This is a genomic window from Roseateles chitinivorans (assembly GCF_050632235.1).
Classification (GTDB): domain Bacteria; phylum Pseudomonadota; class Gammaproteobacteria; order Burkholderiales; family Burkholderiaceae_C; genus Roseateles; species Roseateles chitinivorans_A.
The window spans coordinates 2164393-2180610 of sequence record NZ_CP192584.1; the positions used below are offsets into that span (position 1 = coordinate 2164393).

Sequence of the window (16218 nt, forward strand, 5' to 3'; positions counted from 1 at the left end):
ACCATGCAAAGCCGACAACAACAAGCGCTGAACGCCGACCGGCCCCTCTGGAGGGTGCTGGGCGTGGCCGTGCTCGGCGCCGTCCTGTGGATGCCAGCCGCGCCGGCCCAGGCCAGCGAGGTCGTCAAGCTGGCCCGGCTGCTGATCACGGGCAAGCGACAGCCCAGCCGCCCGCCGGCGCCGCAACCGGCCACCCCGGAACGTGGCACCGACGCCAGCGGCCAACCCCAGAGCCGTGCATCCGACGGCGAACTGCACGCCCAGACCCAGCGCCGTACCTCGGAGGGTGCCGCAGTCTCGATGGACTGACGCACCACGCTGTCGCATCGACGGCGGATTCCTCCCCAAGTCGCGGCACCGACGCACCAGCAAGGGACTTCACGTCTGATCGGCGTGCGATCAATGAAGTTGGTCTCGGAAACCGTGCGTTTCTCCCCTGACAACGTCGTCAACGCGCGCCACACTGCCGCGCGTCGCCTCACGAGGGCGTGATCGTTGGGAGGAAATGAGATGACGCAGGGATCGAACAAGGTCTATCGAAAAGGCCTGCCGTTCAGCGCCGAAGTGGCCCCGTTGCTGGCCGCCATGCCGCTGCTGGAGGAATACCGGGAGCCGCTGCTGCGGCTGCAGGGCGCCTGGGACAGCCTCGCGCTGCTGGGCCAGATGAGCGGCGCGGCCACCGACATGGCCGACACCCGCACCGCGTTCGAGGCCCTGACGGGACGCCTGCTGGACAGCCTGGCGCGCCGGCAGCTGCGCCACGCGGTCGGGCACCTGCAGGGGCGGTCGCAGGTCGCGATCGACATCCTGGTGCGCAATCTCTTCGAGCGGACGGCCGACGTCGGTTTCCTGGCCAGCGATGGTCCGCTGCGTGCGTTGCTGCAGGCGGATGCGGCCGGAGGCGATGTCGACCCCGGCGAGGTCGAGGCGCTGCGCCGTCGCTTTGCTGCGTATGTCGCCAAGTACTCGGTCTACGACCAGGTCGTGCTGCTGGCCGCCGATGGCCGGCGTCTCGCGGCCCTGGATGAATCGAGCTGCGCGCCGGTCGTCGACGACCCGCGTCTGCGGGAGGCCTTCGAGCCCGGACGCGCCTTCGTCGAAGTGCACGGACCCACGGGCCTGCTCGGCGGCCGTGGCGGCCTGATCTACGCAGCGGCGGTGAATGGCCCCGAGGGGGTGACGCCGGTGGTGCACGTGGCCTGCTGTGCCTGTCGTTCAAGCTCGAGGACGAGATGCTGGGGCTCTTCCGCGCGTTGTGTGCCGGCGTGCCCCGCTCGGTGCTGGTGCTCAAGGACGCGCAGGGCCGTGTGCTGCTGACCTCGGATCCGTGGCAGATCCCGCTCGGGGCGCCGCTGGCGGAGGCCGGCGAAGCGCAAGGATGGCGGCTGGATTTCGCCGGCCGCGACTACCTGGCCTGCGAGAGCACGGCCAGCGGCTACGAAGGCTATTTCGGACCGGGCTGGCGGGCGCAGATGCTGCAGCCGCTGCAGCACGCCTTCGCGGACGCGCCGCCGGAGCGCCAGACCGGCCGCGCCCGAGACCTCGACACGCGCGAACTCTTCGACGAGGAACTGCGCAGCATCCCCATCGAAGCACGCCGGATCCAGCGCGAGCTGTCGCGCTCGTTGTGGAACGGCAAGCTCCGGAGCCGCGCCCATGCGCAGTCCGGTGTGCGGGCCGGCGAGGGCGCCATGGCTGGCCAGGCCGGGGGCAACGCCTTTGCCGTGACCCTGCTCAATGAAGTCGAACGCACCGGCGACCAGTTGCGCCAGGTGTTCGAGCGCGCGATCGCGCAGCTCGAGGACGGCGCGCTGGATGCGGTCTTCGATGGTGCCGGCTTCCAGGCGGAGCTGGCGATCTCGATCGTCAATCGCAACCTCTATGAACGCGCCAACGACTGCCGATGGTGGGCGCTCGACGCGAGGCTGCAGCATGCGCTCGCGACCGGCGACGCGGCCTCGGCCGGCGCGGTGCTCGCCAGCATCCATGCGCTCTACACCGTCTACTCGCTGCTGCTGGTCTTCGACAACGCCGGACGTGTGATCGCCGTGTCGGACCCGGCCCAGGCGCACCACGTCGGGCGTTCCCTGCAAGGGGAGTGGGTGTCCGGAGCGCTCGGCCTGCGCGACGCCGGCCAGTATGTGGTGTCGTCGCACGCCCCTGCCGGCCTCTATGGTGACGACGGTCATGCCCCGTGCCTCGTCTATGCCGCGGGCGTGCCGCATCCGGACGGTGCGGCGATGGCCGGTGGCATTGCGATCGTGTTCGACGGCGCGCCGCAGTTCCGCGCGATGCTCCGCGCGGCCTTGCCGGACCAGGCGGGGGCGTCGGCCTTGCTGGTGACACGCGCGGGTGAGGTCGTCGCGAGCAGCGATGCGCGCTGGTCGCCGGGCGACCGGCTGCCGATGGCGCTGCCCGCGCTCGCCGCCCTGCCGTCCGATCAGCATGTGACCGGCGAGCTTGAATTCGACGGTCGCGTGCATGCCTACGGCCTGGCGATGTCGGGCGGGTACCGGGAGTACCGCCGCCTCACGCCGCCCGACGCGACCGATCTGGCCGCGCTGGTGATGCTGCCGCTGGGAGAGCGCCTGGCGGCCGGCGAATCGTCCGGCGCTGGCGTCATGTCCGCGGCGTTCACGCCGATGCCGCCGGCCGGTGCCAAGACGCTCGACGTGGCCAGCTTCCTCGTCGACCACCAGTGGCTGGGCCTGCCAGCGATGCAGGTCGTCGCGGCGCTGGAGCGCCAGCGCATCACCGCCTGGCCCACCGCGCCCGCCGCCGTGCGCGGCATGCTGGGATTCGAAGGCCGCATGCTGCCGGTGCTGGACCTGGGCCAGTTGCTGTTCCACCGCCCCTGCGGCGATGAGGCCGCGTTGATGGTCTGCCAGACCGGTGCGGGCCAGCGCCTGGTGCTGGCCGTGCAGCAGCTGGGGCAGGTGTTCGTGGCGGGCGCGGAGCAACTGCAGCCCAGCCCGACACGGCCAGGCTGGGCCGCGCAGGCCCAGGTCCACCTGCTCAAGGGCCACGGGCCGCAGATGCTGACGCTGCTGGACAGCGACGACTTGTGGCGCCTGGTCAATGGCGTGGTCGAGGCGCAGGCGCCAGCGCTGACCGTCGATTGATCCTGGATTGATCGCCGATCGACCGGCGCCTGCGCGCGCCGGTCGCCGCAGGCCTCGCTCAGGCCGCGGCGCTCTCGATCACGGGCGGCTGCGGATGCAGCCGAGCCATCGTGAACGCATCGACGTAGCGGCCGTCGCGCAACGCATAGCCGCGCAGTCGGCCTTCGTGCTCGAAGCCGAAGCGCTCGTACAGACGGATCGCCCTGGCGTTGTCGGCGAACACGGTGAGTTCGATCCGGAGCACGCCGAGCCAATCGTCCGCCTGGCGCGTGAGCGCGTCCATCAGCGCCGAGCCGACGCCCCGTCCATGGGCTTCGGGATGCACCCCGATGCCCAGCATCATGGCGTGCCGGCGCCGCACCTGCGGCCCGACGGGATGCAAGCCTGCTGAGCCCACCAGCCGCTCGCCGTGGAAGGCCAGCAGGACGAGTTCGCCGCTGTTCGTGTCGGGCACCTTCGAGAATCGCTCCTGCCATGCCTGCTCGGACGGATAGGGCGTCTGGAGCAGCGACGGCTGGACGCCGGGATGCCCCATCAACTCGGCGTGCGCACGGGCGTCTTCCGCGCGTGGACGGCGCAGCGTGAGGCCCTCGGCGATGCGCACGGCGCTGCGGCCGGAGGGGCGATCGTCGAGGGAGCGGGGCGGATTCGTCGAGGGCTGCATCGGAGGTTCTCCTGGTGGGATGGAAGGACCGAGGGCGGAAATGAACAAGGCCCGCGGGGTGCGCGGGCCTTGTCGGGGGAGTTCTGGGGATCGCTTCGGGACCGTGGGTCCTGGATCCTCGGGGGCGTCTACCGCGTTCGACGCCGTCCCTGGCCGCGTGCGCACAGAGGCGCCTGCAGCGGATGCATGCAGCACATCTGGACCAGGCAGGAAGGGCGGATCGCGAAGGACATGCGGACCAGTGTCTTGGTGGCGTGTCGGAGGCGTCAAGCGCGTCCTCCGCCGCACCAGTGGCAACGGCGCGACAATGTGCGTTTCCCCTTTCCGTCGCGGCCGATGCCGCGCGCCGCTTCATGCCTCGACTGAGTTCCGTCGCTGCCGTCGCCACCCCGGCTCCCACCGACGCGCCCTCGCGCCCGAAGGGCGAGCCGCAGCCGGCCGAGCGCTTCGCGCTGGCGGTGGACAAGAGTCCGATCGACGGGCTCGGGGTGTTCGCCGCTGAGTCGATCCCGGCGCGCCGCAAGATCGGCGAGATGCGCGGCGAGATCGTCCCGGTGCGCGAAGCCCGTCGGCGCATCGAGGGTCGACGCCGGATCCACGTGGTCGAGGTGACCGACAAGACCGCGATCGATGCGACGAAGTCCGATTGCGCGCTGCGCCACGTGAATCACAGCTGCGCGCCGAACGCGGTGTTGCGCATCCGCCAGGGCCGGGCCGAGTTCTACGCGATGCGTGACATCGACCCCGGCGAGGAGATCTGCGCGGACTACGGCGAGAGCCACCACGAGGGCCGCCTGCGCTGCCGCTGCGGCGCGCCGAACTGCAAGGGCCGGCTCTGAGAGTCGAGGGCGCTGCGCTTCGGCTGGCATTCGACGGCTTGAATGAGAAACGCCGGCGCGAGGCCGGCGTCTGTGCGAGGCGGTGCGCGTCCGCCGTCGATCGCCCGGACGGGCGGATCAGTGCGTCGTGTCCGGATCCGAGGTCAGACCGGAGATCGCTTCCTTCAGCACGCGTTGCTGCATCCAGAACAGGCGCAGGTCCTGCACGGTGAACAGCATGTCGTCGATCAGCGCGTTCTGGTCGATGCCTTCCGGCTCTTCGTAGGCGCGCTGGACGTACTCGGCGCGCGGCGTCGAGTCTTCGGCCAGGGTCACGGCCTCGATCGCTTCCAGCATCGCCTGCAGGTCGTCGGCGCCGTCGCCGGCGGGCAGCGTCCACGCGTTCGAGTCGTCGACCGCCTGCAGGAAGCCCTGGGCCCACATCGCGCCAGGCGCGGGCATGCGCTCCAGCAGCTCCGCGGTGATCGAGCCCTGCGCGACGAGCTCGGCCTTGGTCTCCTCGTCGAACTCGGAGATCAGCGGCGTCAGGTGCATCTGCTCGGGGGCTTCGAGCAGCGGCTGCGGCTCCAGGCTGTCGCCGATCTCGTTCCAGCGCACATGCAGCGCTTCCATGAACGCATCGGTCAGGCCCTGCTCGTCGAGGCCGGCGGGCCAGTCCTCGCCGAACAGCGCGTCCATCGCCTGGATGGGCGCGGCGTCCGCGGGGCCGACGCGCAGGGCGGTCAGGTAGCCGTCCATCGTGTCCAGCGTGATCGCCGGCGCATCCGGATCGGCCTGCCCGGCCAGCACGGCCAGCAGCTCGCCGAGGCGCTGCGCGTTCTCGACGTCGATCGCGTCGCCGAAGTCGTCGTCCATCGGGGTGTCAGTCATGTTTGCTCCAGTTGCTTGAAACGACAAGGGCCCGACCGGGGCCCTTGAAGAGGTGGTTCGTCGGGACTCCGAGGCGGGCGGTTCGATCGCCGCCCGACGACAGCACGGCTGCCGCCGGGTCCCCGGAGTCTGTCCAGGTTGTGTGTCAGACGCGTTCGCCGACCCAGGCCTGCACGCTCGCCAGTGCGGCGGGCAGGGCCTTGGCGTCGGTGCCGCCGGCCATGGCCAGGTCCGGCTTGCCGCCGCCCTTGCCGCCGACCTGCTGCGCGACGAAGTTGACCAGTTCGCCGGCCTTGACCTTGCCGATGCTGTCGGCGGTGACACCAGCGGCCAGCTGGACCTTGTCGCCGTCGACGGCGGCCAGCACGATGGCGGCAGTCTTGAGCTTGTCCTTGAGCTTGTCCATGGTCTCGCGCAGCGTCTTGGCGTCGGCGCCGACCAGCGTCGCGGCCAGCACCTTCAGTCCCTTGACGTCGACGGCCTGAGCCATCAGTTCGTCGCCCTGCGCGGAGGCCAGCTTGCTCTTGGCGGCGGTGAGTTCCTTCTCCAGCGCGCGCAGCTGTTCCAGCACGGCCTGCACGCGCGGTTCCAGTTCGGCGGGCGCGGCCTTGAGCGTGCCGGCGACGGCCTGCACGGTGGACTCCAGCGACTGCAGGTAATGCAGCGCGTTGTCGCCGGTGACGGCCTCGACACGGCGGATGCCGGCCGCGACGCCGCTCTCGGCGACGATCTTGAACAGGCCGATGTCGCCGGTGCGGCGCACGTGCGTGCCGCCGCAGAGTTCCTTGGACGAGCCGATGCTCAGCACGCGCACGGTCTCGCCGTACTTCTCGCCGAACAGCATCATCGCGCCGCTCTTCTGCGCGTCGTCCAGCGCCATGACGGTGGCCTGCGTGTCGGCGTTGGCCAGGATCTCGGCGTTGACGATGGCCTCGACCTTGCGGATCTCCTCGGCCGTCATCGGCGCGGTGTGCGCGAAGTCGAACCGCGTGCGCTCGGCGTTGACCAGCGAGCCCTTCTGCTGGACGTGCGCGCCCAGCACTTCGCGCAGCGCCTTGTGCATCAGGTGGGTCGCGCTGTGGTTGCGGATGGTCTTCGCGCGGCGCTCGGCGTCGACCTTGGCGACGAAGACGTCGCCGACCTTGACCGTGCCTTCGGCGACCTGCGCGTGGTGGCCGAACACGTCGGCCTGGATCTTCAGCGTGTCGTCGACGACCAGGCGGGTCGTCGCGTTGCGCAGCTCGCCGGCGTCGCCGACCTGGCCGCCGCTTTCCGCGTAGAACGGCGTGTGGTCGAGCACGACCACGACGTCGTCGCCCGCGTCGGCGCTCTGCACCGCGCTGCCGTCGACGTACAGCGCGACGACCTTGGCGTCTTCACGCGTGAGGTGGTCGTAGCCGTGGAAGGTGGTCGCGGCGCCGGCGTACGCCAGGCCCTGCGCCATCTTGAACTTGCCGGCCTGACGGCCGCGGTTCTTCTGCTCTTCCAGCAGGCGGTTGAATTCAGCCTCATCGACGGTCACGCCGCGCTCGCGGCAGACGTCGGCGGTCAGGTCCACCGGGAAGCCGTAGGTGTCGTGCAGCTTGAAGGCGGTGTCGCCGTCGATCTGCGTCGCGCCGCCGGCCAGGGCCGACTCCAGCAGTTCCATGCCGGTGGCGATGGTCTTGAAGAAGCGTTCCTCTTCCTGCTTCAGCACCTCGGTGACGCGCGCTTCATCGCGGCGCAGTTCCGGATAGGCCTCGCCCATCTCCTTGGCCAGCGCGGCCACGAGCTTGTGGAAGAAGGGCGCGCGCGCGCCCAGCTTGTAGCCGTGGCGGATCGCGCGGCGGGCGATGCGGCGCAGCACGTAGCCGCGGCCGGCGTTGCCCGGGATCACGCCGTCGACGACGGTGAACGAGCAGGCGCGGATGTGGTCGGCGATGACCTTGAGCGACGGGGATTCCTTGTCGCAGTCGCCGGTGCCCGGCGTTGCGGCGTCCACGCTCTGCTTGGCCGCGGCCAGCAGGTTCACGAAGAGGTCGATCTCGTAGTTCGAGTGCACGTGCTGCAGCACGGCCGCCAGACGCTCCAGGCCCATGCCGGTGTCGACGCTGGGCTTGGGCAGCTTGTGCATCACGCCGTCTTCAGTCCGGTTGAACTGCATGAAGACGTTGTTCCAGATCTCGATGTAGCGGTCGCCGTCCTCGTTGGGCGAGCCCGGAGGGCCGCCGGCCACGTCCGGACCGTGGTCGTAGAAGATCTCGGTGCAGGGGCCGCAGGGACCCGTGTCGCCCATCATCCAGAAGTTGTCGGACATGTAGCGGCCGCCCTTGTTGTCGCCGATGCGCACGATGCGCTCGGCGGGCACGCCGACCTGATGGTTCCAGATCTCGTAGGCCTCGTCGTCCTCGGAGTACACCGTCACCCACAGCTTCTCGGCGGGCAGTTTGAAGTGCTCGGTCAGCAGTTCCCAGGCGAAGCCGATGGCGTCCTTCTTGAAGTAGTCGCCGAAGCTGAAGTTGCCCAGCATCTCGAAGAAGGTGTGGTGGCGCGCCGTGTAGCCGACGTTGTCCAGGTCGTTGTGCTTGCCGCCGGCGCGGATGCACTTCTGCGCCGTGGTGGCGCGCGAGTAGGCGCGCTTGTCGAAGCCCAGGAACACGTCCTTGAACTGGTTCATGCCCGCGTTGGTGAACAGCAGCGTCGGGTCGTCGCCGGGCACGACCGGGCTGGACGCGACGATCTGGTGGCCCTTGGACTCGAAGAACTTCAGGAAGGTGTGGCGGATCTCTGCGGCTTTCATGCCTGTCCTTTGCTTGATGGGCCTGGCGGGGTCGGGTGTGGCGCAGCCGGGGCTGCGACATGAATCGGTGGGTCGAATCGGTTTCTGGATTCAGTTTGTATCTTCGCGGGTGCGCGGTTTGCCGCTCTTCCTTCAGGAATGGCGGGGCCTGGCGCTTGATTTCGCGAAGCTTTCGATTATAGGAGCCGAGGCCGTTGACACGGTGTTGACATGGCGGTCACGGTGCCGCCGCTAGGATGCCGGCCTTCCCCGGAGAAACGACATGGCGACGATGGACCCCAAGACCTCCCCGCTGGCGCAGCTCAAGGACCCGAGCCTGCTGAAGACCGACGCGCTGATCAACGGCGAGTGGGTGGGCGGCGCGAGCCGCTTCGACGTGGTGGATCCGGCGACCGGCGTGCTGCTGACGCACGTGGCGAACCTCGGCGCGTCGGAGGCTGACGCCGCCGTGACGGCCGCGAACGCCGCCTGGCCGGCCTGGCGGGCGAAGACGGCCAAGGAGCGCGCCTCGATCCTGGTGCGCTGGTACCACCTGCTGACGCAGCATGCGGACGACCTGGCGCGCATCCTGACGGCCGAGCAGGGCAAGCCGCTGGCCGAGGCGCGCGGCGAGATCGCCTACGGCGCGAGCTTCGTCGAGTGGTTCGCCGAAGAATCCAAGCGCGTGCGCGGCGAGATCGTTCCGACGACCGACGCGACCAAGCGCTACATGGTGATCAAGCAGCCGGTGGGCGTGTGCGCGGCCATCACGCCGTGGAACTTCCCGCTGGCGATGATCACCCGCAAGGTGGCGCCGGCGCTGGCGGCGGGATGCCCGGTGGTGATCAAGCCCGCCGAACAGACGCCGCTGACCGCGCTGGCCGCGGCGGAGCTGGCGCAGCGTGCCGGCATGCCGGCCGGCGTGCTGAACGTGATCACCGGCGACGGCGAGCAGTCGATCGCCATCGGCAAGGTCCTGTGCGAGAGCGACGTGGTGCGGCACCTGTCGTTCACCGGCTCCACGGAGGTCGGCCGGATCCTGATGGCGCAGTGCGCGCCGACGATCAAGAAGCTGTCGCTGGAGCTGGGCGGCAATGCGCCGTTCCTGGTCTTCGACGACGCCGACATCGACAGCGCCGTCGAGGGCGCGATCGCCAGCAAGTACCGCAACGCGGGGCAGACCTGCGTGTGCGCGAACCGGCTCTACGTGCAGGCGGGCGTGTACGACGCGTTCGTGGCGAAGCTGGCCGAGAAGGTCGGCGCGCTGAAGGTCGGCAACGGTTTCGAGCCCGGCGTGACGCAAGGGCCGCTGATCGAGGACGCCGCGGTCGAGAAGGTCGAGCGCCATGTCGCCGACGCGGTGGAGAAGGGCGCCAAGGTGCTGGTCGGCGGCGCGCGGCTGCACGACCGCTTCTTCCAGCCGACGGTGCTGTCGGAGGCGACCGCCGACATGCTGTGCGCGCGAGAGGAGACCTTCGGTCCGGTGGCGCCGGTGTTCCGCTTCAACACGGAGGCCGATGGCGTCGCGCTGGCCAACGCCACCGAGTTCGGCCTGGCGAGCTACTTCTACGCCCGCGACATCGGCCGCATCACCCGCGTGTCGGAAGGCCTGGAGTACGGGATGGTCGGCATCAACACCGGCCTGATCTCCACGGCCGAGGTGCCGTTCGGCGGCGTCAAGCAGTCGGGCCTGGGGCGCGAGGGCGGCCACCAGGGCATCGACGAGTACGTCGAGACGAAGTACCTGTGCGTGGGCGACGTGAACAAGTGATCGCGGCGTGACGCCCCGCGCCGCACCCGGGCGGCGCGGCTGGCCCGGATGGCAAGAACGCCCGGACCGCTCAGGCGGTGAGCGTCGCCATCTCGACGGCGAGGTAGTCGAGGAAGCAGGTGATGCGTGAAGCCAGCGCGGTGTTGCGGTAGTAGACCGCGTGAACCGGCTGGCGCGTGTCGACCGTGTGCGTCGCGAGGACCTGCACCAGCGTCCCGTCGGCGCGGTCCCGCGCGGTCATGAAGTCCGACAGCGCCACGACGCCCTGGCCGGCCAGCGCCAACTGGCGCAGCGTCTCGCCCGACGAGGCGCTCACCGCGGCCTTGATCGGATACCCCTCACCGCCGGACCAGCGCAGGGGCCAGGTGTTGAGGCTTTCCGGCGCGGTGAACCCGAGCAGCGCGTGGTTCGCGAGCGCCTCGACCTTCGTCGGGCGGCCGTGCGCGGTGAGATAGGCGGGACTCGCGAGCACCCGCAGCCGGAAGCTGCCGAGCGGCCGCGCATGCAGCGAGGAATCGGCCAGCGTGCCGATGCGCAAGGCGACGTCGGTGCGTTGCTCCAGCAGGTCGATGATCTGGTCGCTGCTGTTGAGTTCCAGCTCGATCTGCGGATAGCGCTCGCGGAAGCCGCCGATCAACGGCACCAGCACGTGGAGCATGAACGGTGAGGCCGCGTTCACGCGCAGCCGCCCGGCCGGCTGGTCGCGGCGCAGCGCCAGCTGTTCCTCGGCATCCTCGACCGCGGCGAGCACGTTGCGGGCGCGGGCGAGGAAGAACTGCCCCTCCTCGGTGAGTTCGAGGCGTCTCGTCGACCGCCGCATCAAGGTCGTGCCCAGCTTCTGCTCGAGGCGGCTCAACGAGCGGCTGACGGCCGAGACCGTCTGGCCGAGATGCTCCGCCGCCGCGCTGATCGACCCCGCATCGACGATGGCAGCGAGGACGGCGAGTTCATCGAGGGAGCTTTTCATGGGCGCAATGGACAGGCGAGGCTGGCGTGAATGATAGGAGCCCGACAAAGGCGCTCGAATTCCCGTCGCTCATCCCCCAAGGGAGGGCCAACTTCAGGACGACACACGACAGCGCAAGATCTCGCACTGACCGTCATGGCAGCAATGCGCGGAGTTCGGCATGGCGGTATTCGTGGTCGAAGGTTTTCGTCGTTGGATGCGCAAGCAGGTGCTGGACAGAAGTCGATCTGTGCCGGGCTGTGGGCGAAATGAAACGAGGTCTGATCGATGCAGATCTCGGTCATGGACTGAGGAAGAAGCGGATCGCACGATCCGGCTCCGGCAAGCGCGGCGGCTATCGCGCCATCGTCGCGCACCGGCACGCGGGCTCCTGGTTCTTTGTCCATGGCTATGCCAAGAACCGTCGGGCCGGCCTGGACCCCAACGAAATCGCCATGTGCCGCGCCGCTGCGATGCATTGGTTGGCTCAGGATGCGATGGGCTTGAAGGCAGCGGTGGAGCGCGGAGATATCTCGGAGGTTGCTTGTGATGCGTAAACGTAAATCACGTCTGTTGGCAGAGCTTCTGGCGTCGTCGCGACGCCTTCATGAGCATGGGTTGATGAGCGACGAACAGTGGCGCGAGTTCGAGCGGGGTTGCAGTCCGCTGCCCGATCCGATGACGCCGTCGCAGATACGTCGACTGGTGGCGCAGTCGAATCTTCATTACTTCACCTTCGCGCGGTTGCTGAACACGCCGCCACGTCTGGTGCTGCGCTGGCAACAAGGGCTGGCGCGGCCCCGGGGGCCGAGCTGAAAATGCTTCACCTGATCCGGGAGCGCGGATTGGATGTGCTGGTTTGAGTTGCGTTTGATTCAATAATCATTTGGTCAATCGAGGCTTTATCTGCAAGCGGTGGATGCGCACACTGGCGGCCGTTCCTCCAACTTCCCCGCTTCGCAGGAGCCTCATCATGCCGATCGCCTTGTGGGCGCTGACCGTCAGCGCCTTCGCCATCGGGACCACGGAATTCGTCATCGTGGGCCTGATCCCGACCATGGCCGCCGACCTCGGCGTCAGCCTGCCGTCCGCGGGCCTGCTGGTCTCGCTGTACGCGCTGGGTGTCGCCATCGGCGCGCCCGTCCTCACCGCGCTCTCCGGCCGCTGGCCGCGCAAGCAGCTGCTGCTCGCGCTGATGCTGCTGTTCACCGCGGGCAACCTGCTCGCATGGCTCGCGCCCGGCTACGGCGCGCTCGTCGTCGCCCGCGTGTTGACCGGACTGGCGCACGGCGTCTTCTTCTCCATCGGCTCGACGATCGCCACCAGCCTCGTCCCGCGTGACAAGGCCGCCAGCGCCATCGCGACGATGTTCTCCGGACTCACCGTCGCGCTGGTCACCGGCGTGCCGCTGGGGACCTTCGTCGGCCAGCACTTCGGCTGGCGCGCGACCTTCCTCGCCGTCGCCGCGCTGGGCCTGGTCGCCTTCGTCGCCAGCCTGGCCTTCGTGCCGCGCAAGCTCGCCCAGCCCGCGCCGGCCAGCCTGCTGCATCAGCTGGAACCGCTGCGCCAGCCGCGTCTGCTGCTCGTCTACGCGATGACGGCGGTCGGCTACGGCGGCTCCTTCATCGCCTTCACCTACCTCGCGCCCATCCTCCAGCAGATCAGCGGCATCTCCGCCAACGGCGTCAGCCTGGTGCTGCTCGTGTACGGCATCTCGGTGGCGGTCGGCAACGTCTGGGGCGGCAAGCTCGCGGACAAGCGCGGCCCCATCGGCGCGCTGAAGTTGATCTTCCTCGGGCTCGCGGCGGTTCTGTTCGTGCTGAGCGTCACCGCGCAATCGCCGATCGCCGCCGTGCTGACCGTGCTCGCCTGGGGCGCGTTCGCGTTCGGCAACGTGCCGGGCCTGCAGGTCTATGTCGTCCAGCAGGCCGAAGCCCACGCCCCCAAGGCCGTCGATGTCGCCTCGGGCCTGAACATCGCCGCCTTCAACGTCGGCATCGCCGGCGGCGCGTGGGGCGGCGGATTGATCGTCGAGCACCTGGGGCTGGTCCATACGCCCTGGATCGGCGCCATCGTCGTGCTCGGCGCCTTCGCACTCACCGTGCTGGCGGGGCGTCTCGACCGTCGCTTCCCGCTGCCGGCCCGTGCCGCCGGCGCCGCGCCGATCGCCGTGGGCCATTGATCGCGCCCGCTCCCGCCATCCACCCGATCACTTCCTGGAGTTCCTCATGACCGCCACCACCTCCCCCGTCTCCTCCATCCCGATGCCCGCGCTGGGGCTCGGCACCTTCCGCCTGAAGGGCCAGACCGTCATCGATGCCGTGAAGAGCGGCCTCTCGCTCGGCTACCGCCACATCGACACCGCCCAGATCTACGGCAACGAGGCCGAGGTCGGCCAGGCGATCGCCGAAAGCGGCGTGTCCCGCGCCGGGCTGTTCGTCACGACCAAGATCTGGACCGAGCATCTGGCCGGCGACCGGGTCATCCCGAGCCTGCGCGAGAGCCTCGCGAAGCTGCGCATGGACGCGGTCGACCTGACGCTGATCCACTGGCCGTCGCCGGGCAACGCGGTGCCGCTGAAGGAGACGCTCGAGGCGCTGATCGAAGCGAAACGCCTGGGCCTGACGCGGGCGATCGGCCTGTCCAACTTCACTGTCGCGCAGATGCGCGAGGCGATCGGTCTCGTTGGCGTCGGCGAGATCGCGACCAACCAGGTCGAGATCCATCCGTTCCTGCAGAACCGGCAGGTGGTCGACGTCGCGAAGGCGCTGGGCCTGCATCTGACGGCTTACATGCCGCTGGCCTACGGCAAGGTCATGACCGACCCCGTGCTGCTCGACATCGCCGCCCGTCATGGCACGACGCCGGCACAGGTCTCGCTGGCCTGGCTGCTGCAACGGGGCTTCGCGGTGATCCCGTCGTCGACGAAACCGGCCAACCAGGCCGCCAACCTCGAAGCGCTGACGCTGCGCCTGAGCGACGATGACCTGGCCCGCATCGCGACGCTGGATCGCGGTGAGCGGCTGGCCAACCCGGACTTCGCGCCCGCCTGGGATTGAAGGCGGGACCGCGTCCGCCGCGCGGGCGGGCAGGGGCTGTAAGCGGATGTTCGCGAGCGTGAAATCGTGCACGCTCCATGACCGGCCAGACATGAAGCCGTTCACCCGGAGCGCATACAACCCGGGAGCCTGTGCTTTCCCACTTTTCGATGTTCCGCCTGCGCTTCCGCCCGAAACCGTCACCCGCCGTTGACCCGCACGCCGTCCGTGCCTCGGCGGCCGTCGTCGAGGACGCGGCCATTGCCGTCGGCACCGTCGATGCACCGTCTCCAGAATCCGGCGATGAGGGCGACGAGCGCCGCGGCATGCCGCGCCGTGACGTGCCGCTCGGCCCGGCCGTGCGAGTCGAGTTCATGTTGCTGGGCCGCGCCCGCAGTCTCAATGTCGACGACGTCTCGCTGGGCGGGCTCGGCCTGCGCGGCACGGTCGAGGAGGGCCGCGGCCTGTTCCTCGGCCAGAAGGTCCCGCAGGCACGGGTGATGGTCGGCGATCAGCTCGTGCTGGCGGCCGACCTCGAGGTGCGCATCCGTCGCAGCTTCCGGTCGTTCCTGGCCGGCGAGCAGGTCCACATCGGCTGCCGTTTCCTGGGCCTGAACCCGCTGGCGGAGGCAGAACTCCAGCGCCTGCTGGCTCAGTTGATCGGTCAGCGCGGCCGCTGATCGGACCGGCCGGCCTGCGCCTGGCTTGGGTCATAATCCGCCTCCTCCGCGGGCGTCGTATAACGGCTATTACCTTGGCTTCCCAAGCCAATGACGAGGGTTCGACTCCCTTCGCCCGCTCCAGTGGCCGACCTCGGCTCGCGATGGCCAAACGTCTGTCGGACGAGCCTCTGCATCGCCTCGGAACGCCGTTTCCGGCCTTGTTCCCAGGGCGCTCTCCAGTCCCCTCCGCCCGTGCGGCTCCCCGATCCGTGTTGCAATGCTGAACGTTTCCTGAACGCTCACTGAGCGTTCGCTTTCAGCCGTCCGACATGTCCGCCGCTTCTCCGATCGCCTCTCCCCAGCTCTCCGACGACCCGACGCCTGCGGCACACACCGGGTGGGCGTTGCTCGCCCTGTCCATCGGCGGTTTCGCGATCGGCACGACCGAGTTCGCGGCGATGAGCCTGGTCCCGTTCTTCGCGCCCGACCTCGGCATCGACGCGCCGGCCGCGGGTCACGTGATCAGCGCCTACGCGCTGGGCGTGGTCGTCGGCGCGCCGCTGCTGGCCGTGCTCGGCGCCAAGGTGCCGCGGCGCACGCTGCTGATCCTGCTGATGCTGGCCTTCGCCGTCGGCAACGGCCTGAGCGCGCTCGCGCCCAGCTATCACGCGATGCTGCTGTTCCGCTTCCTGAGCGGCCTGCCGCACGGCGCCTACTTCGGCGTGGGCGCGCTGGTCGCCGCCTCGCTCGTGGCGCCGGCGCGGCGCTCGCAGGCCGTCAGTCTCATGATGCTGGGGCTGACCGTCGCGACCATCATCGGCGTGCCGCTGGCCAACTGGCTGGGGCAGTGGGCCGGCTGGCGCTGGGGCTTCGGCGTCGTCACGGTGCTGGCGCTGACGACCGCCGCGCTGGTCGCGATGCACGCGCCGCGCGACCGCGTGCAGCCCGGCGCGAGCGCGATGCGCGAGCTCGGCGCGCTTGGCCGCCGCCAGGTCTGGCTGACGCTGGGCATCGCGACGATCGGCTTCGGCGGCATGTTCGCCGTCTACACCTACCTCGGCTCCACGCTGCTCGAGGTCACCCGCACCGGCCCCGGCATGCTGCCGGTCGTGCTGAGCGTGTTCGGCATCGGCATGACTGCGGGGACGCTGGTCTCCGCCTGGGCCGCCGACCGCGCGCTGATGCCCACCATCGGCGGGCTGCTGCTGTGGAGCGCCGCGTCGCTCGCGCTGTACCCGTTCGCCGCCGGCAGCCTGTGGACCCTGCTGCCGGTGGTCTTCCTGATCGGTTGCGGCGGCGGCCTCGGCACCGTGCTGCAGACCCGGCTGATGGACGTCGCGGGCGAGGCGCAGACCCTGGCCGCGGCGCTGAACCACTCGGCCTTCAACGCGGCGAATGCGCTCGGCCCCTGGCTGGGCGGGCTGGCGATCGCCGCCGGACACGGCTGGACGTCCACCGGATGGGTGGGTGTCGCCCTGGCGTTCGGGGGCTTGATCTTCTGGGCGGTGTCGCTGGCGCTCGATCGCCGATAATCGCCGGCTTCTCTTG

At 69.6% G+C, this 16218-nt stretch carries 15 protein-coding genes and 1 tRNA gene; 12 read left to right on the forward strand and 4 right to left on the reverse strand.

Annotation, left to right across the window (positions count from 1 at the left end):
* The first annotated feature begins 3 nt into the window (after positions 1-3).
* The 3 genes from ACQ859_RS09715 (at position 4) to ACQ859_RS09725 (ending at position 3122) form a co-directional block, all read left to right on the forward strand.
* A complete protein-coding gene (locus tag ACQ859_RS09715; protein ID WP_431265596.1) occupies positions 4-309 on the forward strand; it encodes a hypothetical protein in 306 nt (101 codons plus the stop codon).
* 201 nt (positions 310-510) lie between these two features.
* Positions 511-1317, forward strand: a complete 807-nt coding sequence (locus ACQ859_RS09720; protein WP_431265597.1) for a hypothetical protein — start codon at positions 511-513, stop codon at positions 1315-1317.
* A complete protein-coding gene (locus tag ACQ859_RS09725) occupies positions 1233-3122 on the forward strand; it encodes a chemotaxis protein CheW (RefSeq protein WP_431265598.1) in 1890 nt (629 codons plus the stop codon). Before ACQ859_RS09720 ends, ACQ859_RS09725 begins: the two co-directional genes overlap by 85 nt.
* 58 nt (positions 3123-3180) lie before the next feature.
* On the opposite strand, the gene ACQ859_RS09730 is transcribed toward ACQ859_RS09725, so the two are convergent.
* Positions 3181-3786, reverse strand: a complete 606-nt coding sequence (locus ACQ859_RS09730; protein ID WP_431265599.1) for a GNAT family N-acetyltransferase — start codon at positions 3784-3786, stop codon at positions 3181-3183.
* 353 nt (positions 3787-4139) lie between these two features.
* On the opposite strand from ACQ859_RS09730, the gene ACQ859_RS09735 reads away from it, so the two are divergent.
* The gene (locus ACQ859_RS09735; RefSeq protein ID WP_431258746.1) at positions 4140-4625 is read left to right on the forward strand and encodes an SET domain-containing protein; all 486 of its coding nucleotides are present in this window, start codon (positions 4140-4142) and stop codon (positions 4623-4625) included.
* A gap of 117 nt (positions 4626-4742) precedes the next feature.
* Here the strand turns inward: ACQ859_RS09735 and ACQ859_RS09740 are convergent, their stop codons facing one another.
* Together ACQ859_RS09740 and alaS are read right to left on the reverse strand one after the other, a co-directional pair.
* Positions 4743-5495: a UPF0149 family protein gene (locus tag ACQ859_RS09740; RefSeq protein ID WP_431265600.1), complete on the reverse strand. Its 753-nt coding sequence runs from the start codon at positions 5493-5495 to the stop codon at positions 4743-4745.
* A gap of 145 nt (positions 5496-5640) precedes the next feature.
* The gene (gene alaS / locus ACQ859_RS09745) at positions 5641-8274 is read right to left on the reverse strand and encodes an alanine--tRNA ligase (RefSeq protein WP_431265601.1); all 2634 of its coding nucleotides are present in this window, start codon (positions 8272-8274) and stop codon (positions 5641-5643) included.
* Positions 8275-8545: 271 nt separating this feature from the next.
* On the opposite strand from alaS, the gene ACQ859_RS09750 reads away from it, so the two are divergent.
* Positions 8546-10024, forward strand: coding sequence for an NAD-dependent succinate-semialdehyde dehydrogenase (locus ACQ859_RS09750; protein WP_431266504.1), 1479 nt, complete (start codon positions 8546-8548; stop codon positions 10022-10024).
* Between the two features lie 70 nt (positions 10025-10094).
* Here the strand turns inward: ACQ859_RS09750 and ACQ859_RS09755 are convergent, their stop codons facing one another.
* Positions 10095-10991 (reverse strand): LysR substrate-binding domain-containing protein, encoded by an 897-nt coding sequence (locus ACQ859_RS09755; RefSeq protein ID WP_431265602.1) that lies wholly within the window; start codon positions 10989-10991, stop codon positions 10095-10097.
* 26 nt (positions 10992-11017) lie between these two features.
* On the opposite strand from ACQ859_RS09755, the gene ACQ859_RS09760 reads away from it, so the two are divergent.
* The 7 genes from ACQ859_RS09760 (at position 11018) to ACQ859_RS09790 (ending at position 16202) form a co-directional block, all read left to right on the forward strand.
* Positions 11018-11527: a type II toxin-antitoxin system RelE/ParE family toxin gene (locus ACQ859_RS09760; RefSeq protein ID WP_431265603.1), complete on the forward strand. Its 510-nt coding sequence runs from the start codon at positions 11018-11020 to the stop codon at positions 11525-11527.
* A gap of 64 nt (positions 11528-11591) precedes the next feature.
* Positions 11592-11786 (forward strand): hypothetical protein, encoded by a 195-nt coding sequence (locus ACQ859_RS09765; RefSeq protein WP_431265604.1) that lies wholly within the window; start codon positions 11592-11594, stop codon positions 11784-11786.
* Between the two features lie 157 nt (positions 11787-11943).
* A complete protein-coding gene (locus tag ACQ859_RS09770; protein WP_431265605.1) occupies positions 11944-13152 on the forward strand; it encodes an MFS transporter in 1209 nt (402 codons plus the stop codon).
* 46 nt (positions 13153-13198) lie between these two features.
* On the forward strand, positions 13199-14029 hold the full coding sequence (dkgB, locus tag ACQ859_RS09775) for a 2,5-didehydrogluconate reductase DkgB (protein ID WP_431265606.1): 831 nt from the start codon (positions 13199-13201) through the stop codon (positions 14027-14029).
* Between the two features lie 149 nt (positions 14030-14178).
* Positions 14179-14688, forward strand: a complete 510-nt coding sequence (locus ACQ859_RS09780) for a hypothetical protein (RefSeq protein WP_431265607.1) — start codon at positions 14179-14181, stop codon at positions 14686-14688.
* Positions 14689-14736: 48 nt separating this feature from the next.
* Positions 14737-14811, forward strand: a tRNA-Gly gene (locus tag ACQ859_RS09785).
* Between the two features lie 188 nt (positions 14812-14999).
* Complete coding sequence (locus ACQ859_RS09790) at positions 15000-16202, forward strand: MFS transporter (protein ID WP_431265608.1); 1203 nt, start codon at positions 15000-15002, stop codon at positions 16200-16202.
* The last annotated feature ends 16 nt before the right edge of the window (positions 16203-16218 follow it).